Source organism: Alteromonas profundi, assembly GCF_010500865.1.
Lineage (GTDB): Bacteria > Pseudomonadota > Gammaproteobacteria > Enterobacterales > Alteromonadaceae > Alteromonas > Alteromonas profundi.
In genome coordinates this window covers 21,979-45,518 of sequence record NZ_JAAAWN010000025.1, presented here as the reverse complement: position 1 = coordinate 45,518, position 23,540 = coordinate 21,979, and the positions used below count along the sequence as shown (strand labels likewise).

The 23,540-nt window shown below is 44.5% G+C and carries 20 protein-coding genes and 1 riboswitch; of the genes, 7 read left to right on the top strand and 13 right to left on the bottom strand.

Annotation, left to right across the window (positions count from 1 at the left end; all coding sequences use genetic code 11):
- Positions 1-322: 322 nt before the first annotated feature.
- Positions 323-883, bottom strand: coding sequence for a manganese efflux pump MntP (locus tag GTH32_RS15705; RefSeq protein WP_163087504.1), 561 nt, complete (start codon positions 881-883; stop codon positions 323-325).
- A 6-nt stretch (positions 884-889) separates the two neighbouring features.
- A riboswitch (yybP-ykoY riboswitch) is annotated at positions 890-1,066 on the bottom strand.
- A gap of 889 nt (positions 1,067-1,955) precedes the next feature.
- Complete coding sequence (locus GTH32_RS15700; protein ID WP_163087502.1) at positions 1,956-2,330, bottom strand: hypothetical protein; 375 nt, start codon at positions 2,328-2,330, stop codon at positions 1,956-1,958.
- A gap of 358 nt (positions 2,331-2,688) precedes the next feature.
- On the opposite strand from GTH32_RS15700, the gene GTH32_RS15695 reads away from it, so the two are divergent.
- A complete protein-coding gene (locus tag GTH32_RS15695) occupies positions 2,689-2,859 on the top strand; it encodes a hypothetical protein (protein WP_163087500.1) in 171 nt (56 codons plus the stop codon).
- A 91-nt stretch (positions 2,860-2,950) separates the two neighbouring features.
- Positions 2,951-3,517, top strand: a complete 567-nt coding sequence (gene efpL / locus GTH32_RS15690; RefSeq protein WP_163087498.1) for an elongation factor P-like protein EfpL — start codon at positions 2,951-2,953, stop codon at positions 3,515-3,517.
- A gap of 119 nt (positions 3,518-3,636) precedes the next feature.
- Here efpL and GTH32_RS15685 read toward each other — a convergent pair whose 3' ends face one another.
- The 3 genes from GTH32_RS15685 to GTH32_RS15675 form a co-directional block, all read right to left on the bottom strand.
- On the bottom strand, positions 3,637-4,083 hold the full coding sequence (locus GTH32_RS15685; RefSeq protein ID WP_163087496.1) for a DUF3015 family protein: 447 nt from the start codon (positions 4,081-4,083) through the stop codon (positions 3,637-3,639).
- A 22-nt stretch (positions 4,084-4,105) separates the two neighbouring features.
- Positions 4,106-5,935, bottom strand: coding sequence for an Lnb N-terminal periplasmic domain-containing protein (locus GTH32_RS15680; protein WP_163087494.1), 1,830 nt, complete (start codon positions 5,933-5,935; stop codon positions 4,106-4,108).
- Between the two features lie 253 nt (positions 5,936-6,188).
- The gene (locus GTH32_RS15675) at positions 6,189-8,114 is read right to left on the bottom strand and encodes a PD40 domain-containing protein (RefSeq protein WP_163087492.1); all 1,926 of its coding nucleotides are present in this window, start codon (positions 8,112-8,114) and stop codon (positions 6,189-6,191) included.
- A 117-nt stretch (positions 8,115-8,231) separates the two neighbouring features.
- Here GTH32_RS15675 and GTH32_RS15670 point away from each other — a divergent pair, with 117 nt between their 5' ends.
- The 3 genes from GTH32_RS15670 to GTH32_RS15660 all read left to right on the top strand — a co-directional run bounded on the left by GTH32_RS15670 (position 8,232) and on the right by GTH32_RS15660 (position 11,382).
- Positions 8,232-8,459, top strand: coding sequence for a trypsin-like serine protease (locus GTH32_RS15670; RefSeq protein ID WP_163087490.1), 228 nt, complete (start codon positions 8,232-8,234; stop codon positions 8,457-8,459).
- Between the two features lie 219 nt (positions 8,460-8,678).
- Positions 8,679-8,975, top strand: coding sequence for a 2OG-Fe(II) oxygenase (locus GTH32_RS15665; protein WP_163087488.1), 297 nt, complete (start codon positions 8,679-8,681; stop codon positions 8,973-8,975).
- Between the two features lie 214 nt (positions 8,976-9,189).
- Positions 9,190-11,382, top strand: coding sequence for a sulfatase (locus tag GTH32_RS15660; protein ID WP_163087486.1), 2,193 nt, complete (start codon positions 9,190-9,192; stop codon positions 11,380-11,382).
- Positions 11,383-11,408: 26 nt separating this feature from the next.
- Here the strand turns inward: GTH32_RS15660 and GTH32_RS15655 are convergent, their stop codons facing one another.
- Genes GTH32_RS15655 through GTH32_RS15645 form a run of 3 tightly spaced genes read right to left on the bottom strand, consistent with a single transcriptional unit; the run spans position 11,409 to position 15,476 of the window.
- Positions 11,409-12,467: an HlyD family secretion protein gene (locus GTH32_RS15655; protein ID WP_163087484.1), complete on the bottom strand. Its 1,059-nt coding sequence runs from the start codon at positions 12,465-12,467 to the stop codon at positions 11,409-11,411.
- 31 nt (positions 12,468-12,498) lie between these two features.
- Positions 12,499-13,995: an MFS transporter gene (locus GTH32_RS15650; RefSeq protein WP_163087482.1), complete on the bottom strand. Its 1,497-nt coding sequence runs from the start codon at positions 13,993-13,995 to the stop codon at positions 12,499-12,501.
- Positions 13,992-15,476: an efflux transporter outer membrane subunit gene (locus GTH32_RS15645; RefSeq protein ID WP_163087480.1), complete on the bottom strand. Its 1,485-nt coding sequence runs from the start codon at positions 15,474-15,476 to the stop codon at positions 13,992-13,994. The genes GTH32_RS15650 and GTH32_RS15645 overlap by 4 nt, the downstream gene beginning before the upstream one ends.
- A gap of 202 nt (positions 15,477-15,678) precedes the next feature.
- On the opposite strand from GTH32_RS15645, the gene GTH32_RS15640 reads away from it, so the two are divergent.
- Both GTH32_RS15640 and GTH32_RS15635 read left to right on the top strand, forming a co-directional pair.
- A complete protein-coding gene (locus GTH32_RS15640; RefSeq protein ID WP_163087478.1) occupies positions 15,679-16,332 on the top strand; it encodes a TetR/AcrR family transcriptional regulator in 654 nt (217 codons plus the stop codon).
- Positions 16,333-16,616: 284 nt separating this feature from the next.
- Positions 16,617-17,291 carry a 2OG-Fe(II) oxygenase gene (locus GTH32_RS15635; RefSeq protein ID WP_163087476.1) on the top strand — a complete coding sequence of 225 codons (675 nt, stop codon included), beginning with the start codon at positions 16,617-16,619 and terminating at the stop codon, positions 17,289-17,291.
- Between the two features lie 198 nt (positions 17,292-17,489).
- Here the strand turns inward: GTH32_RS15635 and GTH32_RS15630 are convergent, their stop codons facing one another.
- From GTH32_RS15630 to GTH32_RS15610, 5 genes are all read right to left on the bottom strand, one after another.
- Entirely contained in the window at positions 17,490-19,463 is a 1,974-nt protein-coding gene (locus GTH32_RS15630) for an alpha/beta hydrolase family protein (RefSeq protein ID WP_163087474.1), read from the bottom strand.
- Positions 19,464-19,760: 297 nt separating this feature from the next.
- Positions 19,761-20,075 (bottom strand): hypothetical protein, encoded by a 315-nt coding sequence (locus tag GTH32_RS15625; protein ID WP_163087543.1) that lies wholly within the window; start codon positions 20,073-20,075, stop codon positions 19,761-19,763.
- A gap of 84 nt (positions 20,076-20,159) precedes the next feature.
- Positions 20,160-21,419: a sulfite oxidase gene (locus GTH32_RS15620; protein WP_425482378.1), complete on the bottom strand. Its 1,260-nt coding sequence runs from the start codon at positions 21,417-21,419 to the stop codon at positions 20,160-20,162.
- Positions 21,420-21,519: 100 nt separating this feature from the next.
- Positions 21,520-22,524: a YeiH family protein gene (locus tag GTH32_RS15615; protein ID WP_163087471.1), complete on the bottom strand. Its 1,005-nt coding sequence runs from the start codon at positions 22,522-22,524 to the stop codon at positions 21,520-21,522.
- Between the two features lie 5 nt (positions 22,525-22,529).
- Positions 22,530-23,537: a TauD/TfdA family dioxygenase gene (locus GTH32_RS15610; RefSeq protein WP_163087468.1), complete on the bottom strand. Its 1,008-nt coding sequence runs from the start codon at positions 23,535-23,537 to the stop codon at positions 22,530-22,532.
- Positions 23,538-23,540 lie beyond the last annotated feature (3 nt).

Here is a 23,540-nt window from a genome sequence, read left to right as displayed (position 1 = left end):
AGCTCAAAAAAGAGGCCGCTTATTTAAAATTAGTTTGATAGGAAACAAATGGTTAAAATCACTATAAGGAAAATGTGACGTATCACATTTATATTTTGTGATGTAACACAGTGAGCGAGCTTTCTTCTTTCTCAGCTCTATTTAAACTTTCCCAACTTTATTATTCCAAATTGAAGTTGTGTACCAAATTTTATTGTGCGAAAACACATAAATTCTCTTCGATATTGTATTTGTTAGTCTACTTATGTAAATATCAGCTTATGCATGTTGATGTATGCAACCACTTCAACTTGAAGTAGTTGCATTATCATATTGTTGAATTCTAAAGAGTGTGGGTTGTAAAAATCCACATACCCACTGAAATAAGTATGACTCCGCCAAATGTCTCGGCTCTTTTGCCTATTAAAGAGCCCATTAAACTACCCAGCATAATACCTGTCGTTACCATCAAAAACGTGGCCAAACCAATTAAGCCGGAGGCCGTCATGATATTTACATCAACAAAGGCAAGGCTTGCGCCAACCGCCATTGCGTCTATGCTAGTACCAAACGCAGTCACACATAGCAAAATAAACGACTGTTTTTGCGTTTTACTTTCATCATCAATGGCAGGTTGAAAGCTTTCAAAGACCATATAAACGCCTAAGCCGGTAAGAATAATCAACGCAATCCAATGATCCCACGCTTCTACATAAGAAGAAGCTGCATGTCCTATTATCCAACCTATAACAGGAGTGATTGCTTCTATTAAACCAAATGTAAAGCCGACTTTGATAGCAAAGCTAAAACGAGGATTCTTTATTTTGACACCCTTACCTATAGCGGCAGCAAAAGCATCAGTAGACATAGCAAAGGCAAGTAACATGAGAGCAAAGATACTCATACTTCAAAACTCCGGTCAGGCAATATTGAGTCCACGATAAAACCACACGCCTGACCTTAGAGCATGGAAATATCGATGGTCTCGCCAACCAAGAGGTGTTTGTACCATGGTCATGTGACCAATTATGTTGACACAAACTTTTCCATGAATAATGGAAACAGGCTACTCCCCAACGAAGTCTTAGATGATAGTATAAATCCGGAAACCAAAGCAACTTGATTTCGCTAAGGATTTGCATAATGTTATTTGAGTTTGGTCTCGCGTTTCTATTTCCTTGAAAGAATGAGAGTCTACTAATAAAATCATGTGCAACAAAATCGCTTGGTAATTAGACCGAGGGGTTTCCCTTTATAATCAAATCACACTAGTACAGCTGAGCTTGTTAAACTCCTTCCTGTTCAACTAAAGATGTCGTAAAGTGCTACTTGGCAAACCCATTTTATTAGACGTTTGTTACATCGAGGAAGCGGCTATAGATCAACAAGGTTGTGCGCGTTGAAACGAGAGAATCTATAAAAATATCAAGTATTTATTTACCTGGCTGGTATCCTTCTAGGATTGTCGAACGGAGTGAATTTTTCTGAGCAGTCGCAGATTTTAGAGCGGGTTTTGTGGCTCTTATTAGGCATACTACTGTATACAACTTTTACTCAAATCCCTCTGGGGCACCTCAGAGATGCATTCTCTGATATCCGCTTTATCGAATCAGTAGACGTTATTAGTTGAAACATTCAATGCCTCCTCGTCGCTCGTTGCCGACATTAGAATCTTAATGCTTTATCGACCGCTTTACCAAAGAGTCTCTACTAGTCATCAGGGTAACGGGTAACTTTAAATACGGAGCAATATGGGCGACATGGTCGGCTTCAGGCAATTCGCAAAATTTGATAACAGTCAGCAGTCAAATTCTTTTTCCAATTAAAAAGGAGCAGTTCTCGGGCAAGCTCCCCGCATTTAGGGACACCAGCTCCACAAAATCTATTTCACTTACCTAGTCAGCGTCCCTAAACCGCTTTATTTCAAAATAATAGTCTGCATAAGTAGCTCCTTTCTTTTTCAATTCTAAAAAAGGCTACTGCCTATATTTCCACACACCAATAATCATATCAGTGCCAGTGCTTTTTGTAGCCATTTCAAGTGTGAAAGAGCCATCCTTGTGAAAATATAAAGAAGTAGCTTCACTACAGTCTTTAGCCTTGTATTCGTTCATTAAATCTTGACGGAAAAACATTCGTCTATTGTCTTTGTTTTTGGGCAATAGAAATAGAGCCATTGAATTTTTTGTATACCAATGATTTCCTTTATTCAAACCTTCAATTCGCTGTACTGTGAAGCCGGCAGTAGCTGATATGTTAGAGGCTATATCAATAGCTTCAGGTTCAAGTAAAATTAAAAAGTAGAGAAGAGTATTTTCGGTAACACTCGCGGGAAAGTCGAATTCATTCAATTGAACGCGATATCTTTGAGACGAATCAAAAGCGTTACTAATTTCGTCTCTGTGAGTGCTATCTAGCTATTTTGCATAAACATGAACGGTGGTTTTGCTCGCACAAACCGATAATAAAAGCACTAGGACAACTAAAGCATGGCTAAAGATTTTCATCCATTAACTCTGATGGCGAATTTGATTACAAGCGTAATCCAAAGGTTATGATTAAACAATAATGCTATTTTTGATTACAAACTCCGTTATTGCCCAGTGTCCGCTTCACGTACGAAGGAGACCAAAACCTACACGAGATAAAGGGTTGGTGTTACTAAGCTATAAATGACGCTTCCGGCTAGGCAAGTGTTTCGGTACTCACATGATAAAAAACAGCTTCAAAATACTGACTTTCGTTGGCTTTTGGTTGATCTCTGAATGCAATACGTTGGAAACACTGTCGCTCAATCACAGCGATAACCGAATTAAGAGTGTTCAACGGGTGATCACCGAAGATACCAACCAATCTCATGCGATCGCAGTAGGCTTATAGCTTTGACTATAACACGCAATTACCGGAAGATAGGGTGATAATTTAACATGGCCCGCCAATCGTTAAAGGCCATTAATAACAGGGTAAGACCATGCCAAAGGCAAGTGAAATTAAAAAGAATCACACCATCGTTTATGGTGGTAAAACGTGTATTGTGAGAGATATCGAACGTTCAGTACCTCAGGGCCGTGCGGGAGGTAGCATTTATCGCATGCGTATGTACGACGTGGTTAGCGGCGCTAAGTTTGATGAAACATTCAAAGATTCAGACATGCTAGAAATGGCTGATTTAGTACGTCGCCCTGTGATGTTTTCTTACATTGATGGTGACGAGTATGTATTTCTCGATAACGAAGATTACACGCCGTATCACCTAAATAAAGAAAGCATTGCCGATGAAGCCTTATTTATTAATGAAAAAACCGAGTCTATTCAGGTGTTAATTGTAAGCGACGTGCCAGTGGCCCTAGATTTACCAATGAGCGTAGAACTTGAGGTAGTTGAAACCGACCCTTCTATTAAAGGTGCATCGGCAACCTCTAGGACTAAGCCTGCTACGTTATCAACGGGCTTAGTGGTTCAAGTACCTGAGTACATCAGTACCGGCGAGTGGATAAAGGTAAATACCGAAGAGCGTAAATTCCAAAGTCGCGCATAATATTTAAGTAAAATTAAAAAATAAACTAGGGCGCTATGCGCCCTAGTTTAGTATTGCTATATCACTGCTATGCGACAGTGGCATTCCCGCAAGCGGTTATTTCGCCACTGCCTATATAACTAGATGTTTGCTACAACTGCATTGTAGAAAGCTTCTGGGCTAGTTGCTTCGTTTGCTGCAACTGATAGTGCCATTTCAGCACGAACAGCAGTTACAACATCAGCGCGTGCTGCTTCGTTTACCTCTAAAATATCAAGCATTGCCGTTAGGTGTGCGCCTGAACCTTGGCTCGTTTCTTCAATAACGTTGTTAAAGTTATTTTGAATAAATACAGCCGCAGTCGCCATTTTACCTTCACAAGAATCAGCAGATGATACTTTTGAAGAAACCGCAGTTGTACCTAAATCCCAAATGATGTTTGAAATTGCAGCAGCTGTGCCATTGTCATCAAAAATAGCAGCGCCAATACCACAGTGTTTCCACGGGTTAATGTTATCGTCAGCCGATACATTTCCAGCAAATGCAGTAGTAGTAAGAAGTGCTGCAAGTGTTAGTTTTTTTATCATTTTTATATTCCTCTGATTGTTATTAATAATAATGTGAAATAAGCAAGCCAAAGTCAGTACCATGCTTGTTATCAATATTGGCTCTCACGTCCCAGCGCTGATTAATTGAATATCGTGCCGTAACAGAGAGATAGTGTTGATCCTTAGAAGGCTGATTAACAAACCATTGTTGTCCTACTGCTAGTGACATTGCTATTTCAGACGTAACGTGTGCTACGCCTCCCATTTCTGAACCTACAGCTATAAAGCCGCCACTCAGATTAGAGCTGGTAATAGACGTGCTGAGCGCGGCATAACCTACAAGGTTGTGACGAAAGGCCCAAGACTTCCCAATAAAACTGTCGATATAACCTGCCCCGCAGTGGGTGCAGCTATTAGCTTGTTCTTTGTAGCCAAAGGCGAGTTTCCAAGCCCAATTGCTATCAAGTGGTAACCCAGATTCAGACGCATTAAGGTTAATAATTCGCACCGGCGTAAACTCTTTTACTGATAGCCCTTCACCCTCTTGGTAGCGAAGGCGAACATTAAAGGTGGTGAGTTCAGAGTAAGGTATTCGCCCCGCATTCAGCGTAAGCAGATCGTAGTAATTGGCCCGAAAGTTCAGTTCTCCCGCTAAGTCGCCTGCTGGTGTGTCGTATAACCCAAGGCCAATACGCGTGGTATCTTGTGCCTCATGAGGAGGGCGTCTATCTACGCTTTTCCAGTTTGGTTTACCCGGCGCCATGGCAAACCGCTTAATCATAGCCTGGCGCTTTTGTGCTTGTTGTGTATCGGTGAGGTCGTCTTCTTTTTGTTCAATAAACGCAAAGTAGTCGTAAAGGGTATCGATAACCCGTATTGCTGATGCGTCACCTAAAGTAGCAAGCTGCGCGTGTGTCTGTTCAGGCGCACTTTCTAATATTTGCAGTAAGGTTTGCTGTTCATTGCTGGTTAACTGTTGCCAGCGATCATAAAGTGTTTGCTGACGTGAGCCATGGTAAATAACGTCGCTAAACATGGGGCGGTTAGTTTGATGGCGCTGCATCATTACCACTAAATCAAACGGCATTACCCACACTTTATTAGGGGCAATCAGGGGTTCATCGAAAACCAAGCTAAGCAACTTTGCTAATTGGTAGGCACAGTTTTGCTCAAAGAAGTAATAGGTCATTGTGGCATTTTCTAACTCCCATAAATGGGCAAGGAGAAAGTGAATATCGTCTTGGGATAGGGCGAGTTTATATTCCCACATATCGCGAAGCTCGGTTTCGCTATAGGTTAAATGATGGTGGTGGTATTGCTGGTTAGAAAACTTACCTTGATAGCCGCCCAAGATGCCCTTAGTGATGTAAACCAACTTGTTTTCGTTATCAGGCACCTTGGCCCCATAAGAGAAGGTGTTATCGAGTAAGCCGTCTTCTGATTCACCATTAAACTTTAAAAATACATGACCAAACATCGATGCGGGGTTACCCAAGTAGCCTGAAGCAAAAATAAGGCTGGCGCTGTGGGTAGAAAAAGCATCTAAATATTCTTGATACTTTGGGCATGCCACGTCAGGGAAGCTAAGTGTGGGTAACTGTTTTTCTATAAAACGTTTACGTGCGGGAAATTGACACTGGCTTTTTGGGTTTTGCGAGAAGGCATGAATAGTCGCGTTAAGTTCTGAAAGTGGATTTTCAAAGCCATTTTCTGCTAAATAGAAGTGACTGCCACTGTGGTGTAGCGTTACTGCGGTTTGCTCAGCATGTAATAGCTGCTTCCACACCTTGTGTGATGCTAGGTTATTTATATGTTGAGACGCATCGTTAGCGTAAACTAGCGTTACGGTACACAAAAATACTATGCAACAGCGGGTGAAAAAGGAATACAACGCAACTTCCTAGACTAAATCCATTTAAATTCGCGGCAGCAACGTCAACATATACTGATTCGTTGCACAATAAAGGATGCAAAATATGCCTTCGCTTTAGTGCATATGCAAGTACAAATTACAGATAATTTGTTACAAAATGCTATAAGGTGTTTTAAGTGTATCTTGGTAAAAGGGGGGCTTATTAGTCGTTAAGCAGCGTCGTATACATATGGAAATAGGATAGCCTTTGAGGTATTCATCGCAAGGTTGGTTATTGGACAGTTCTGTAAATGTCACCTTCTCTATCTGCCATATCGCTTACGATTATTTTCCCTCGCGTCACGTCGTAGTTTGAAAAACGATACAATGGCAGCTTAGTTGTCTTCCCTGCGCCCGTTAGAGGAACACTGTGAAGAAATTCGACATCATTTTCTGTGGTTATATAGTACAGAGTACGCGCATCGACCTTTGCGTGATAAAACTGCTCAGGTAGGTTAAGTAAGCTTTTCAGGGAAGTCGCAGAAGAAGCCAAACCATCGTCCAACTCTTCTTTTTTTCCAATGTAATGCAAGGCATTGCTCTTTTGTTTAATGATATATATGTCTGTGGGGTATTCACTATCTGTTAGCCCATATGCCCAGTTTCCATTCGGAAGCTCTAATTCTTGCCCCAGTAAATTTGTCACGGTTAACGTGGGGGTGCCGTGGTTTACGGTTGTTATGGCTGCGTTATCTATACCAAACCAATCAAGGGATATAATGGGAAATTCACTAACATAAATGAGATGCTTTTCGTTAAAATCGGTCAAAGGGGAAGCCTCAAGTAGTTCGCGCATAGGAAGATGGTAAACTTTGTTATTCACGCTCAGTAACAAGGCGTTGTCATCAAAGGACATGGCCATATGGCCAATAGTGTAACGAGCATGAAATTTGGTGAGTGTCACTACTTCTTTAGATCGGTAGCTGCCTAGATACAATTGCATGTGGCCGCTGCGCTTTGATGCAAATACATATTGTTCGCTGTGGTGAAACATGATTGGAGAGATATCAGAAACCGTTGAATTGCTTATGGCTGTAAAATCTTCTTCTCCCACTAGCCAGCGATTATTATAGTTGCTCTGCTCTGTACTAAACAGCACGTTTTTTCCATCCGCCATGCGGGTCATTTCTGATGATAACTCTTCCGATACCCCAATGATGGCTTGCGTGTTTTCACCGTACAAATCACTCTGTAATATTTGATAAGAGGGAGGCGGCGAATGATAGTAGATATGCTCAGAGTCGTGATGCCAAATCGCCTCATCGACGGGGCGGCTAAATTTGGCCCCTTCGGTTATTTCCTGCGTGGATAAGTTTACAGCATAGAGCTGAGTATAATAATCATGGTCTGTGCTCATTATTAAGAGTGTTTCGCCATCTGGCGATATATCAATACTGTGGTGGCCCCACCCTTTCGGCTCAGGTTGGGTGGGGGTGATGGTTTTTTTCGATGCTATGTCAAAAGCGTAAACTTGATTAGGCCAAAAATTTTCTGGCTGCGCTGTATAGTAAATCGCATGCTGTTGTTCATGGTAGTCCACATCTTTAATTCGCTTATGTTTGCAATCAAACAACTTGGTCACACTTTTAACGCTTTGCTCGTCTTCTTGGGGGTTCGAAAGCGCTGCTTGATAGACACTGCACTCACTGTGAGATGTTGAAAGATAAATAAGCTGGGTTGGCATGCCGGTGTGTTTTTTCATCACCTTAATAATTGTGCTTATGTGACCTGATAATTTTACTCGCCTGACAGATGCGGTATCCTTATTTATCACTCGCAACTCAGGTTGGTTACTGCCTTCTATTTCACTAAGGTAGTACACGTGAATATTGTCGGGGTGTATACGAGGTGAATACTCAATGCCTTTAGCGCGGGTTAATGGCGCTGAATAACCCATCGATAAATTACTCTTAAGCGCTATTTGCTGCCAAAAAATCCCCCCTATAACGACTAACAAAACTATCGCACCTACGTACTTATAAACGTGACTAAATCGGCTATTGCGACGATGGGGGATATCAATTGTTGGGGCGGTTCTGTGGGTGGTGTTTGCATGATTTGGCGTATTGCCATGTGGCGGCGATACTTGGCAGACTAACCGATACCCCCGCTTGGGAACGGTCTGAATATAACGAGGGTTCTTAGCCTCATCACCCAATTCTTCACAGACTGGGTATTTACGCAGGAAGACTACCCGTTAAAAAGGTACAGCAATCAGATCACCGATGCATCTAAACAATGGCTAAGGTTTAGCTTTGATAAAGGAAGCAGGGCCTTGCCGCTTGAAGGCACTATCGGCTCTGGTGATAGTGGTGGTGCCGTTATCATCACAAGAAATAACACCCCAGTGTTAATAGGCATGGCTTCGTGGCGGGAGTTCGACGGAGAGGTGGAAGAATTTAGCTTCGGCCACTATGGCGAAACAGCCGTTCTAACGCGAATTTCCTATTTTAACGATTGGATAACGATGCACGTTGAGAATGCTAATGTAATTGTCGAGTAGTTGGAAAAAAGCGTAACATGGTGTAAGGAGCGAAACTTCGCTCCTCGTTGTCGTTTTTATTGGTTTGTACTTAATACGTACAGGGGTTGCTGGATGAGTGTTATAGTGTGAAGGCGTTAATGCTATAGCTCGGGCAGTGGTAAAAAATAATTCTGAATGCATTGTTTGATGGTTGTAAATAGGTAGAATCGCGCCCCTTACCGGTCACAATGAGGGTTTATGAAAAAGGTAACAAACAAAGCGCTATTGTCGTTCAGACGCTTGTCAGTCAATGTGGTGACATACCACGAGGGTCATAAGGTGCTAAGGCACAATGATCCTATGGGGAAAGGGCGCTACTTTAAATTTAATGTGGTGCTAAAAAAGCCTCAGCGTGGAGGTCAATTTTCGGCAGATAAGGTCATTTTTAACCTGTTCGACCGTGTGTATTTTTTCCGCCCAGATAAATATATGCATAGTGTCAGTAAAATTGAGAAAGGCCATCGCACCCTATTATCTATTGCCATTTTTGTATAAGCGCTTATCAATATGTTCGTGTAATAGTGTGCGCCAGTAAGAATAATCAAGGCGCCTATTTTTGCCGCAAACCAACACGCACCCTTAATACTACGCGTTTTTACTTGTCACTATATAATTCAAAATAACGGGTGGTTTTTAATACTAATAGCGTAAATATACCCTATAATCGCTGGCATCGAGGAAAGACAACAGAAGCTTCAATGGAGTGAACATGCGCCAGCTTTTTATTTTTCTGGGGCTGTTTGCCCTTAGTTTGCCAGTAGAGGCAAATCAGCCGAACAATGTTATTTTCATACTTGCTGACGATTTAGGGTGGAACGACACCTCTATTTATCAGCAAAATCAATTTTATGAAACGCCCAATATTGATGCGTTAGCGCAAAAAGGTATGGTCTTTACCCATGCTTTTAGTAATAGCCCCTTATGTTCACCTACCAGAGCCTCCATTCTTACCGGGCAAACACCCGCTCGCCACGGTATTATAAACCCCAATATTGACACACCTGCGGTTCGTCTGAGCGCCTCTTCTCGCGCTAGTGCGCCTACTAATCAGGTTTCAACCTCGCCCTTAACAGCCACGCGGCTAAACACCGCATTGCCAACACTGGCAAAAGTATTGAAGGCGCAAAATTATCACACCGCGCACTTTGGTAAGTGGCATTTAGGTGCCTCGCCCTACAGCGCACTTGAACATGGGTTCGATATAGATATACCGCATTTTAGTGGGTCGGGCCCTTACGGCGGTTATTTAGCACCTTGGTCGTTTGCACCCAATTTAACGCCCGACACCGAGCAAGAACATATTGATATACGCCTTGCTAAAGAAGCCAAGCAATGGATTTTGGACACCCACAAAAAAGGGCCTTTTTTCGTTAATTTTTGGCCATTTTCAGTGCACGCCCCATTTAACGCAAAGCCAGAGCACGTTAGTCACTTTATAGACAAACGCACACCCTTTAATAGCCAGCGCAGTGCAACGTATGCCGCTATGGTTAAGCATTTTGATGACGCCATTGCTATTTTGTACAGTGGGTTGGTAGACGCAGGTATTGAGGATGACACGATTATCGTGTTCACCTCTGATAACGGCGGCAATATGTATGATGTACTTGGTGAAATACACCCCACCAGTAATTTTCCACTACGCGGGGGTAAGGCGACGCAATACGATGGTGGCAGCCGGGTGCCTACCTTTATTATTTGGCCGGGGCTAACGCAAGCAAATACACTGTCCGAAACGCCTATTCAGACAGTGGATTTTTACGCTACGCTACTTGGCGGTTTAAGCGTCGATGTTCCCGCCAATCATGCTATCGATGGTATTGATATTCGCCCTGTATTAAGGGGTAACACAATAGATAGCCGCCCTATTATTACCTATTACCCCACCATGCCCCGGGTGCCCGATTGGCTACCGCCATCCGCAACGGTACTGTATGACGGCTGGAAACTCATAAAAACTTTTTATTATGGAGACGGTGACGCTCACCGTTACGCACTCTATCACGTGGCTGAAGATATAGAGGAAATCACGGACTTAGCCGACATAGCCACTGACAAGCGTGATGCACTAGATGCGATGCTTTCTGAATATCTAGATTTATCCAATGCCGCGGTTCCTTTACAAAACCCAGACTACCGTCAAGGGGCCTTCAACTTTGCTGCCATCGGCACCCCATCAAGTCAGTATTTGTTACCAGAGGAAACCGTGGCGTCTAATTTGACGCTTAATGTAAGTGCTTCACAGCGAATAGCGAATGCCGGTGACACTGTAACTCTATCGTGGGCGCTTTTAAACGCTACTGGGGCTAGCAATGTTAGCTACCAACAGTTTATGGGGCCGCCAGTATCCATTAGCGACAGTGCAGGAGCGTTCTCCTTCACCGTGCCTGAGGTTCACATAAAGCAGTTTGTCAGTTTTGCGTTTATAGCTAAAGACAGCGGTAAAACCCTACGTAAACAAGTTGGCGTTCAATTATTGCCGGTAAATAGCGCGCCTAGCATAACAATAGCGAATGATGCGCTTAGTGCGAAGGTGGGGCAATCAGTGGCGATTGAGTATGAACTTAACGATGCTAATAAAGATAGCCTTACATTGCGGGTGCAAAGTACAGCACTTGCTATAGATGAAAACCTAGATGTCACGAAGGGCCGCTATGAGGTGACTATTCCTGCTTCTTTTTCGCAGCAACAAGCAAGCATTACGTTTCGCGTAGCAGATAACGATGCTACGCACAGCGAAACAGTAAATATTTCGGTTTCACCCGCCTCAGACAGCAATAGCGTAGGTGGAAACGGTATGGCGAGTAGCGGATCTTCTGGCGGTGGCAGCATGTTCGGATTACTAGCGATACTCTTTATTGCTTTTGTACTAAAAGCGCAAAAGTACATAACCCGCGTTTAACACGGGTTATGCCGCATGTTACCGGTTTATTTTGTATGGCTAACTACGTCAGCCGATTGGGTTTGAATGTGAGGAATAACCGACATTCCTACCCGTAGCTGACTATCAAAGCCATCCTGAGCAGCTATGCTTATACGAACCGGTAGGCGCTGCACAATTTTGGTAAAGTTACCGGTAGCATTAACGGGGGCAATCGCCAAATAGCTCACTTGACTGGCAGGCCCTATACTTTCTACGGTTCCTTGTAAGCTCACGCCCGGTAATGCATCTACATCAATGTCAACTTTTTGCCCTTTGCGAATATTAGCCAGCTGGGTTTCACGAAAATTAGCGGTAATATACAGCGCGTTTGTAGGCACGAGTGCAGCCAATACCGTTCCTTTATTAACTACTTCACCTACCTCTACTTTTTTCTGCCCCACAACGCCATCGTTAGGCGCGTAAATACGGGTGTAGGAAAGGTTTAGTTGCGCACTTTCAAGGTTTGCTTTGGCTACTTCAAGGGCCGCTTGTGCACGTGCTAAATCGGCTTCTAGTACCTGTTTTTGCGCTTGGTTAAAGGCCAATAGTGCCTGACTTTTGCTAAGTGCTGCTTGAGAAATACGCACATTAGCGTCAGCCTTTTGTTGTGCCTGAACACTGCCCGAGCCATCTTTTGCTAAGTTGCTAAAACGTATCTTATCGAGTTCTGCAAGAGACAGAGAGGCTTGGTTAGCTTCTACGTCGGCCTTACTTTGCGCAATAGTGGTTGCGTGTTGGGCAAGCGCAGCCTGTGCACGTAGTAAATTCGCTTGCGCCTGATGCACATTGGCTTCACGCTGAGTTACCGCGAGACGAAAATCGTTATCGTCAATTTCAAACAGTAGATCACCTTTTTTAACGATTTGGTTTTCTTTAATAAGTACCCGTGAAACTGTGCCTGCCACGCGGGCACCGAGATAACTAAGATCCGCATCAAAATACGCGTCATTAGTTGTTTGAACCCGATCAGATGAAGCGGGGCGATTAAAGTAAAATACACTGCCAATCACCAGTGCTAAACACACCACGGCGCTGGAAAGTTTTAGTGAACGAGATAAAGCCATTGTGGTTTCCTTTATTACAAAATTTGTATCATTACGAATTAGTATTGGGCGCAGGGATGTACTTCATACTAAGCGCCATGGGAATCATTAAGCAGGCAGTAATAGCAAATAGGTTATATACATCAGCCACGCTTAAGGTTACTGACTGCATTGCAATTTGTTCTGCCAAATTTTGAGGGGGATTGCCATGTGTCATAGCGGCGTGACCGGATAGTACAGTGCTATGAAACTGGGTTCTTGTTACCATTAAGTGGCCAACCAGCACCCCGCCCAATAGGCTACCTATAACCCTAAGGGTATTGATAATGCCTGAAAAATAGGGGCCCTCTTTGGGGTCTACCACGCTTGTCATAAGAAATAACATGGAAACAACCGCCATAGGCTGGCCTATTGCTTGTAACACTTGCGCAAAATAAAACTCGGTTCTATGCCATTCCATATTTACCTGAGCAGCGACAAAACAGGCTGCTGCAAGCGCCGCTAAGCCGAGGGCAAATACTTTTCTGGCATCAATCCATTTTTTATATAACAGAAGCGCCACAATCGAGCCTAATACGAGCTGAGGCAACGCAATAATTAACGCCAGGGGTACCGCTTGATAAACCCGGTATTCATGAACTACAGAAAGAAATGTCATGGGCAGCGCAGTGGCTGACATCATTACCATTAGCAGCAGAGTAAAAATTAATGCCCCTAACCCTAGGTTGCGACGGCCGAGCAAACGCAGCTCAATAAAGGGGGTGGGGTGGTGCCACTCGCAAAGAAGAAACAACCCGAACAAAATAGAGCCGTTAATTAGGAACAAAGTAATAAGTTTAGAATTCAGCCAGTCAAGGCGCTCACCTTGCGTTAAAGCAATGGTAAGTAGCACCATAGACACTACGCCAAAAGCCATACCTAGCCAGTCGCCTTGGGCAAACCGAGCGTATTTCACGGGCTCTTTTGGCGCCCCCCAGTTAACCAGAGCAATGGCCACAGCGCAGATAGGTAATATTTGCCAGTAAGTCAGTTGCCAAACATGCAAGGCATCTAACCACTGACCGCTCAACCAAATAGCAATATTAGGTGAAAAGGTTGCCGTCATTGCATATAGGGCAAGGCCATGTAACCTAATGTGTAAAGGCAATGCTTTTAATGCCATCATCATTAACAAGGGCACTAGAGCGCCACTGGCCATACCTTGCACGAAGCGCAAAACCACTAATAAATCGAGGCTTTGTACAAAAGGAAGATAGATTGCAATAGCGCTCGCAATAGCAATCGCTATAGTATGAAATCGGCGTACCGATAGTGTTATAGCAAACCAAGTGGCGAAGGGGGTAATAAGAATTTCCCCTGCAGTATAGCTGGTGGTTATCCAGGAGGCCCCGTCAGGGGCGAACCCTAATGCACCTTGAACGTCTGACAGACCCAATGAGCCCACACGGCTATTTAGCCCGGCCATCATTGCGCTAATAAAAATACCCGTAAGCGCGGCGAGTACCTTAGCCGGTATTGCCGGGGCTGGTTGAGGGTTAGCTGCGCTCATAGTGCATCTTCCTTAGCCACATCTGCTTGTTGCCAGCCGCCTCCTAGCGCTTTGTAAAGCGTGACCAATGCAATATTCAGCTTAGTTTGGCTTTGTTGCATGAGCTGTTCGCCATGGGTCATTTGTTCATTCGCTTGAATAACATCCATATGACTCATGCTACCTTGCGCATAGCCAGTTTCGGTATGACGAAGAACTAACGCTAGCGCGTTATAGGCTTCGCTAAGCGCTTGATGCTCGGCGTATGTGGCCTGTAAATCTGACAAAGCATCATCAACTTCATGCCACGCTTTTAGCACCGTTTTGCGATATTCAAGGGCGGCAGCAGCTTGTTTTTCTTGCGTAAGGGTTAACCGACGTTCAAGCTTACCCCCCTGAAATATAGGTAAATACACAGTGGGGCCTACAGCGAAAAATGCGCCGTCCCAATTGCTTAAGGCGTCGGTGTTAAACGCTTCGAAGCCAGTACGGCCATTAAGGCTAATACTAGGGTAAAAATCAGCGTGAGCTACGCCAACCGTGGCCACCGCTTGGCTCAGCTTGGCTGCTGCCACTTTAATATCTGGTCGTTGCTGAGCCAGATCGCCATCAAGCTGCAGTGGAATTCGAGTAGGTAGGCTAGGCTGTTGTGTATGCGCTGATAGCATGGCAGTTAGTGCTTTCGGAGGTTCGCCAGACAGCCACGCCAATTGGTTCATACGCTGATCTACTTGAGCCTGAAGGTGCGGAATTTTCGCGGCTACATTGGCCACTTTGGCTTTAGATTGCGCCACAGAAGCTTTGCCCGTTACGCCGTTTCTGTATTGGCTAACGGCCATATTCAGTGCTTGTTCGCTTAGTTCATATTCCCGTTGAGCTAATGCTAATTGTTGCTGAGCGCCACGTAGCTCAAAGTAGTGTGAAACTACGTTGGCCCGCAGTAGTACCTGAACCGCCGCCGCATCGAAGACAGACGCATTTAGCCCCTGTTTGGCCGCGTCGGTGAGATAGTCTAATCTGCCCCATAAATCCAACTCCCAGGAAATGTCGAATCCTGCCTGCCAATAGCTGTTGCCATCAGGTTTTGCACCTAGCGCAGCAAATTTGCCATTGTCGCTAATATCTTCTCTTACAACAGAAGAAAAAGCGGATACCTGGGGGGCTTTATGTGCCTCGCTAATACCCAGTTGGGCCTTAGCTTGGGCAATACGATTGAGCGCTAGTTTGATGTCTAAGTTATTTCTTTCGGCACGAAGGACCAACGTATTTAGCGTTGAATCATTAAACTGCGTCCACCAATCTTCGGCCACATTTTGGTCTGCAAAAGGAAGCGCACCTGTGTTGTGTTGCGCCATAGGCGATACAATATTTACCTGATCTGTCACCGGTGTAGGCTGCTGAGGTATTAGCGCACAGCCGCCTGAAACCACCACCACGATAGACAGAGCCAGCGGTGCAATGTATTGGCGTATACAGGTGTGGGTAAAACGGGGTATGTGCATAACAATAAGCTCTCGATTTATTAATAACTGTACCGAACTGAGCGGTACAGTTATTGGGCAATAAAAAAACCTGCTTCTATCGCCACCAGGCATTATGAGCAGGTAATTTAATAAACGTTATAACCGTTGAACTGTACCGAACGGTACGGTACTATAAAGATCCTTTCGGCAATTGTCAATTTGGAATGTACAAGGAATAGCGATGGCCAAGATAATTCTCACTCATAGTGAAGTGAAAAAAGCGGAACCTGAACTGTCAGCCAAGGCGAGAACGGTTCTTAATGCGGCGAAAAAAGTATTCCTAGCCCACGGCTTTTCCGGTGCCACAACCGATATGATCCAACGTGAAGCCGGCGTGTCTAAGTCCACGGTATATGCGCATTTTGCCAATAAAGAAACCCTTTTCAGTGCCGTGGTTGAAGCCGAATGTACATCAAGTTCTAACACGCTAAAAAGCATCCAATTCATTACTGGTGAAATTCGTAGTGTTTTGCTTAAGGTCGCAAAGACTTATTTAGATATTGTTCTCTCTCCTTCTGGCGCTTCATTGGCTCGCATAGTCATTGGCGAGGTCGATCGCTTTCCACAATTGGGGAATATTTTTTATGACGCAGGGCCACAAGAGTGCATCGACCTAGTCACGCAGTTGATTGAGTTAGCCATTGCCCATGAAGACATAGACGCAAAAGGAAAAACCGCGCAGGAGTTAGCGCGCTTGTTTGTAGCTTCGGTGCGCAGCGAACCCCAACTCTATCATTTAACCCACCCAAAAGACGTTCCTTCTCCACAACGCAGAGAACATTGGGCTGAGCTGGTGGTAGACAGCTTTTTAATGGCCTACCAGAAAACCAACTAGCATTATAAATGCGGAATATCTTCCGCTTTTATAAACATTAAATTATTATATTCTTTCTTACCCTTCCCGAGTAATCTTGCCCCTAAGATTTATTGGGATTTTCACTGACCCTAGTCATAACGATGGCTTATCAATCATTGTTTTAAATGAAGCCTGTCTGTTTGCGCCGTTAGCGGGAGCATGTATGTGAGCGTGCTTCACCTTCTCCCTCTTTGTTAATACGCTAAACAGGAGTGATGCACGGTACAACGAAGTAATCATTTTTAAGAAGGTAGAATATAGCATTGGCGGCGATACGAAATTTTCCTGATACAAAAGGCGGAAATACCTTTGATGAAACCCTATTTGAACGAATTGCGGGTGATCTCGAGGCGCAGGGTTACAGTATTAGGCCTGGGGGATTGCCTATAGATATAGCGAACCTTTTATATTCCTATCAACAAGATATCAATGAAAGAAAATATGCTAATGCGGGTATTGGCCGGGGCACGGATTTTCTCAAAACAGATTTTGTGCGAACGGATGAGATCTGTTGGATAACCGGGGAATCTGAAGCAGGTAACCGATGGAACGAGTGGGTAGCCAAGCTGCAGAGCTATTTAAATCAACGACTTTTCTTAGGGTTATTTTCTTTTGAGAGTCACTTTGCGCATTATTCGCCGGGTGCGTACTACAAAAGGCACTACGACGCTTTTCGTGGTGAAGCGAACCGCATTCTATCAGTGGTAACCTATTTAAACCCAGGGTGGGGAAATACGGATGGGGGGGAACTGGTATTATATCGTGATGATCAAGACCGCGAGGGTATAAAAATAGTGCCTCTCTACGGAACGCTGGTGGTGTTTCTAAGTGAAGAATTCCCACACGAGGTATTAGCGTCAGCAAGAGACCGGTATTCTGTTGCGGGTTGGTTTCGGGTGAACACCTCAATTAATAATAGTATTGACCCGCCACGGTAACACGCTGGGTCCTGAACGCTTGTCAGCGCCAGAGAAACTAGCATCTTTTGTATTACACCACGCCACGTTTATTTAAGCGTCGATACATCAATTTTATGCTTGCCTGAGTATCAACCCCATTTGCTGTGACAAAACGGCTCGTTAAGGTGGTAGGCACTGAAAACAGTGCCTCCCAACTCGCTTTCTATCGGTCCTTGTTCAGCCAGAAGCATTATTCGAAAGAGAGCTAGCGAAAAACGCTTCTAACTCACTATACACTTTAAGGCGGCTTTCATCAGTTGAGAAATAAGAGTCTTCATCGGGAATTTCGACATATTTAACTGCTACATCTTGGTTAGAGAGCGCTTCACTTAATAACTGACTTTGAGTTACGCGCACAATACCGTCGTCTTCTCCATGTGCAATAAACGTTGGTGTAGCAACTTGGTCTGCGTAGCTTATGGGAGAATACTTCTGTTGAATATTGCCATTGGAAGACCAACCGGCAATCAGTTGTTCGTAAATAGTGAAACCCTTATTGGCGAAAAGATAGTTATTTATGTCTGTAACCGGAGCTATGGTTGCTGCGCATTGAAACATACTTGGGTTATGGGCGCGGGCCATTAACGCAATATAACCCGCAAAGTGTTGGCCGAATACACAGGTATTTTGTGGGTCTATAATGTTTTCTTTTTTGCCCCATTCATATGCATCAGCAACATCATTATATAAAGTAGGCGCCCACTGGGTAACATCGCCGTGCATAAAGCCATAGTAGCCACTTAACGGGCGACGAAAGTTTATTTGCACCACGGCATAACCCCGATTAGCCCATAATTGGGTTTTAAAATCGAAGCCCCCGGTTCGGCTATCTCCTATTCCTTCTGTTACATAGACAATGCTAGGAACGGGTTCATCAGTTAAGTTAGGGGGTAAGGTTACAAATAGGTTTCGTGTTGTGCCGTCGCGTGCAACAAATGTATGTTGTGTAGTTTTAGCTAAGTTAGCGGGGTCTAATCCGCTATGGGTATAGGCGATAGGCAGTAAGCTCTTTTCCTTTCTATTACCTAAATAATAGGTTCCTGAATCGACATCATTTTTTGAAAAAACAAGGTACTTATTTTCAGTCTTATCGAAGGATATTACGCGGTTATCGGTGTTAGGAAGGGCGGCATCAATGCGTTGTTTAAACCCTTGGTATTCCTCGTCCCAAAATATAACGTTTGTATTCGTTATGTAACCCACAGGGTTATTTGTTTTATTAGAATAAAACAAAGTGCCGCTAATATTGGTGTCGTTAGCGTAAAAAAGTGTTCGTTGGTCAGCGTTCTTTAAGTCAATTTTGTATATGGCATCGCGGCCTTCATAACGGCTTTTTACCAACAAGATATTCGGGTCTTTGGTAAAGCCTAATGGCCATACGCTATCATCAGAGTTTTGCTCGAAGCGAGCGAGTACGCGCCACTTATTGCTTTTTTCGTCTTTCACGTGTAATTCAAACATCACCTTAGTATCGACTAAGCCGCCACTTATTATTTCTTTATATATCCCGGCCCTTACGTTGCCTTGGCGATCAGCGACAAAGTTCGACCAATTTTCTTTGCCAATCATTTCGGTGGTGCGTGCAAGGGTATTTAAATTAACCTTGAATACTTGCGGGGTTTGGCGTGCGTTCCAATCTAACGCATGTAATATATGCTCTGGATCATGTGGCAGTAGGTCGACTACAGTGTCTTGAAATTGAGGTTGCCAGCCACGAGATTGAAACCGGTTCATGGTTTTTTTGCTTAAAACGTTGCGTAGGGTGCCTTTATTTATATTTAGTATCATAAGGCGACGTTCTGAAATTTTGGGATTAAACCCGGTATTTTCTATTTTTAACTGTTGGAAAAAGTCTACTTGTAGCAGCAGATGTTCATCACTAGCCCACACCATGTTGTACACATCGAATTCGTGCTTTTTTCTTACTACAGGATAGCCTTTTTTCCCACTCTCTAAGTCGGTAAGTTCTACAACAAAAAGCCTCTCACCGTTGCTTACTACCCGTTTTAGCATCGCCAGTCTATTGCCGGAGGGGGATAACTGTACGTCTACAACGTCAGGTAATTGAACAAAAGAGCGGGTGGGAACGTGGATGTCTGCCAAAGTGGATGTAACAAACAATACAACGAATAGCGTTATTATCCTTGCCATGGGTAATTGAATATCCTTAATTCAGCGGTGAAATGAAAGGGATCAGTTACCGCAAAGCTTGCTGTTTACGTTTTTTTAACGTTACCACGCAACGCTACTTTACGCTAGCAGTTCGATAGTAATAACATTTCTGTGAAATCAGGCTAGCATAGCCGTGGCAAGCGCTTTGCAAGCAATTTGAAAGAAAGCCCTCTTGCACGAAAATCGGTGAAAATAAACATATCAGGTTGGTTGTTTAACCCTGTGATTAAAACCCCAGGGCTAACGAAAAAAGCCTAACTTGATACAAAAGCGTGGTTATGGTTTAGGTAGTAAATGGGGGGCAAGAGGAGGCCGTCTAGATTGAGTCTTAGGGCCGTACCATGTAGCAAGGTAATCAAGAATTAAAGGTTCTGCGTCACCTAACGGCCAAAGTTTTTGTGTATTTTGCATCCAGCGAATGGTTTCTAACCAACGCTCGCGGCTCATCGCATTTTGCGTGATGAGCGATGGCGAGTGACATGCACTGCAATGCGCAGCGACCATATTGTAACCTTCTGCCATCACTAATCCTGATTGTGGGTCTATTTGGGGTTGGTTAGCGGTGTGGGACGCTGGTTTTTTTTGAGCCATAGCCGCTTCAGACATAGAAAGCGCTAATGCTAAGGCAAACAGCAAATAACAAGTACGCATGAGAGAGCTCCGCTTTTTGTGTAGTTAGGCAGTGACACTTACTGCTATGCGATGACAGGCATTATTTAAATAGCCTTTAGGGTTCCAGCCTGGCAAAACCATAGGCTGTGCCTTCCCGCTTTCATCTTCTGCTTTTGCCCACACTTCGTAGTAGCCTGCCTGAGGGAAAGTAATTTTTGTTTTAAAGTGTTGCCAAGCATGGCGGTTTTTGGGGCGGGTTAGGGATGCTTGCTGCCATGTCTGTCCAAAATCAATGGAGGTATACACTTTTTCTACGCTTGAATTACCACACCATGCGTGACCGCGCACTTCAAGGGGCGTAGATAAAGCTTGTGTGGTGCCAGATTTGGGAAAAGTGATAAGCGATTTCACCGGCATAGCTTCAATAATACACATATCTTCATCGGCTACTTTGGCCCCGGGGGCGACAGGTTTGCACGGCGTACGGTAGGCTTTGCCAAGCATTTTTGCACCATCGTGTACTTGGTTGCGGATAACTATTTTTTTAAGCCATTTGCCTGAGGTGGACGCAGGCCAGCCTCCAAACACTAAGCGTAAAGGGTAACCGTTCACTAGAGGGAGGGGGGCGTCGTTCATAGCCCACGCAATTAAAGATTCATCTTCCATAGCTTTATTAATGGGTACGCCGCGGGAAATAGCGGCTTTACCCGGCGTTCGGCTTAAATGCTGATCGTCCCCATAATAACCAATGTACACTGCGTCATCTTTTACCCCTACTGCCTTAAGTACGTCCTTCAAGCGAACGCCTGTCCAGGAAGGGCAGCCTACTGCACCTGTTGTCCATTGATTACCCGTGGCTGCCGGCGAAAACTCGGCCCTACCATTGCCCCCACACTCTACAGTTAGCTGATAGGTATAGTGCTTAAATTGGGATTTTAGTTCATCAAGCGTAAAGGTTTTAGTTTGCGCAGCAGATTCTCCCTCTATAGTGAGTGTCCACGTATTGGCATCGGGGTTTTCAGGCATGATACCGTTATTACGTACAAAAAAACGTGAGGCAGGGGTCACAGCATCGTCGAGTAAATGGGCAGGGGTTTCTGCGTTAATGGGTCTATCGTTAAGTACAGTTAGACCATCTTTACCTTTTATCGAAAAAGGGCTGTCAGATTGCGCGAACGCTGCAGGTATAAGTCCCGCTGGCATGAACTGCCCATAGACTATCTCAGCGCCAAGCAACACCGACAACGACTTTAGCCCAGACAGAAAGCCTCGGCGCGTTACACTGTTACTGGTTCTACCGAAAACGGTTTTGTCTGCTTGCACTGGGTCTTTTGCATACAGTGCATGTAAACCACGTTTTTTCACTTTGCGTACCTCATTTGAAAAAGGGGGCGATTGCAATTACACATGTTGGTGCGGATCGCTAGATTAGGTATAAATAGCCAAGAATAAGTAAAGCAATCCAAAGGGTTTCAGTAATAATCATGACAATGGGGAGCATGCCAACTTCAGCAAGCTTTCCAAGGTTTGATTTCATGCCGATGGCGGTAATCGATACCACCAGAAAAAAGCGCGATACTTCGGTGCCTGTACTAATTACAAATTCAGGCAGAACAACAAAACTGTTTAGTAGCATTAAGGCAATAAATCCAATGAGGAACATTGGCATTTTCGGCACATCTGTACTGTTATCTGTTGTCGATGCTGCATAAAAACGCTTTATCACTAACATCATAATAAGTACTACGGGCATTAGCATTGCTACTCGAACTAGTTTGGTAAGCGTAGCCATATCGCCCGCGTCTTCTGAAACAGAATAACCTGCCCCTACAACCTGAGCTACATCGTGAATAGTGCCACCTAAGAATATTCCCGCTTCGTTGTTAGACATGCCCAGTTGCCCCGCTAATATGGGGTATAGCACCATGGCAATAGTAGACATCGCCGTTACGCCAATAACGGTTAGCAGGGTATCTCGCTCGTGATTTTCACCTTTAGGCAATATCGTTGAAATGGCCAGCGCGGCTGACGCTCCACATATAGCCACAGAGCCGCCAGTAAGTGCGCCAAAGCGTTTCTGTAACCCAAGGGCCTTCGCTAACCCTACCCCTAAGGTTATGGTGGTAAAGATTGCGCCTGCGAGCATAAGGGCAGTTTGCCATCCTAAAACGGCCAAATCGCCCAACGCAATGCGCAGCCCTAGCAATACCACGCCTGCCCGCAATAAGGTACTGGCGGTAAAGTCAATTCCGCACGCACAGGGGGTATTATTTTGGTATAAAAACGATACCGCCATACCCAGCAGAAGTGCAAATAACATAGCAGGGGCGTTGTAGTGCTCACTTAAGAACAACGCGGCCATGCCTGTGATACTCGCAATACCAAGGCCTGGCCAAATGTTCTTACACTTTACTGCTAAGTCATTCATGATAGTTATCGCTCAGATGCTACTAATGCAACTAATACCACGCGCTTTCTGTCACCTGAATAAGGACGACGGCCATGCATAGCGCGATAGTTATCAACAATAGCAACGTCGCCATCTTGCCAGTCTAGGTCGAAGGTAAAATCTTCCGAAAGCTCAGCCACCCGCTCTAACCCTTCTTTAGGTATCGCGCTGCCGTCGCCAAAAGTAATGGCAGAGGATGGATTCTCTCTCACGCCCTTCCACCCCATATACGCCGCAATAAGCTGGTTGTAGAAGCTTTCTGAACCGTCATCTAATTCAATAACCGCAGGTAATACTGGAGTAATGGCTTTTAAGCTACCATCATCCATCCATTGCCAGCTATAGCCTAACTCTTTAAGTTTGGCTTCAGCTGCCTGCGCAGAATTTACGCTCAAGGTACTTTTCCAGCTACGCCCCTGACCGGAATTAGCATCATTAGCAGCGGGCATAGTAGTGGTGTATTTGAGGCCTTTTTCTTTAAAGTCGCTGGCCAATTCTGGATTTTCTGCTTTTAATGCTTCAAAGAGTTTATCTGAACGACACAGTGGCGTTGCTCCGCCTTGGTCAGCTGCATGCTGACAGAAGAAGAATAACTTACTGGGCGAAATAGGCGTTTGCGCCATTTCGTGGTGCAAGAAAATCTCTACATCTTTGGGCGCTTCGTTGGCAGTAAATACCCGCTCGGTAAAGTTGATACGCACCGCATTCGATAGCGACTCTTGATAAGTGAAGTTTGGATAACCAAACCCTGCCGAGAAAACATCAAAGGTTTCTGCAGAGTCGATGGGGAAACCCCTAAACAACAACGCACCGGCTTTTGCCAGTTTGGCTTCTAACTCCGATTGGTTGGCTTTTACAAATTCAACGGTGTCTGCCACAGTTTTACACTTGTCGTTATTTACAACTATTTGTGGAAACACATCGTCGTTGTAAGTGTGCTGAGTAGGCACGCGTGCGTATTCTACCGCTGCAGTATCGGTGACGTTTTTCATAGC

Excerpts from the sequence above, each read along its gene's own strand:
- GTH32_RS15705 (WP_163087504.1), bottom strand. The coding sequence starts at position 883 with ATGAGTATCTTTGCTCTCATGTTACTTGCCTTTGCTATGTCTACTGAT.
- GTH32_RS15695 (WP_163087500.1), top strand. The coding sequence starts at position 2,689 with ATGATAAAAAACAGCTTCAAAATACTGACTTTCGTTGGCTTTTGGTTG.
- efpL (WP_163087498.1), top strand. The coding sequence starts at position 2,951 with ATGCCAAAGGCAAGTGAAATTAAAAAGAATCACACCATCGTTTATGGT.
- GTH32_RS15685 (WP_163087496.1), bottom strand. The coding sequence starts at position 4,083 with ATGATAAAAAAACTAACACTTGCAGCACTTCTTACTACTACTGCATTT.
- GTH32_RS15665 (WP_163087488.1), top strand. The coding sequence starts at position 8,679 with ATGAAAAAGGTAACAAACAAAGCGCTATTGTCGTTCAGACGCTTGTCA.
- GTH32_RS15660 (WP_163087486.1), top strand. The coding sequence starts at position 9,190 with ATGCGCCAGCTTTTTATTTTTCTGGGGCTGTTTGCCCTTAGTTTGCCA.
- GTH32_RS15655 (WP_163087484.1), bottom strand. The coding sequence starts at position 12,467 with ATGGCTTTATCTCGTTCACTAAAACTTTCCAGCGCCGTGGTGTGTTTA.
- GTH32_RS15650 (WP_163087482.1), bottom strand. The coding sequence starts at position 13,995 with ATGAGCGCAGCTAACCCTCAACCAGCCCCGGCAATACCGGCTAAGGTA.
- GTH32_RS15645 (WP_163087480.1), bottom strand. The coding sequence starts at position 15,476 with ATGCACATACCCCGTTTTACCCACACCTGTATACGCCAATACATTGCA.
- GTH32_RS15640 (WP_163087478.1), top strand. The coding sequence starts at position 15,679 with ATGGCCAAGATAATTCTCACTCATAGTGAAGTGAAAAAAGCGGAACCT.
- GTH32_RS15630 (WP_163087474.1), bottom strand. The coding sequence starts at position 19,463 with ATGGCAAGGATAATAACGCTATTCGTTGTATTGTTTGTTACATCCACT.
- GTH32_RS15625 (WP_163087543.1), bottom strand. The coding sequence starts at position 20,075 with ATGGCTCAAAAAAAACCAGCGTCCCACACCGCTAACCAACCCCAAATA.
- GTH32_RS15615 (WP_163087471.1), bottom strand. The coding sequence starts at position 22,524 with ATGAATGACTTAGCAGTAAAGTGTAAGAACATTTGGCCAGGCCTTGGT.
- GTH32_RS15610 (WP_163087468.1), bottom strand. The coding sequence starts at position 23,537 with ATGAAAAACGTCACCGATACTGCAGCGGTAGAATACGCACGCGTGCCT.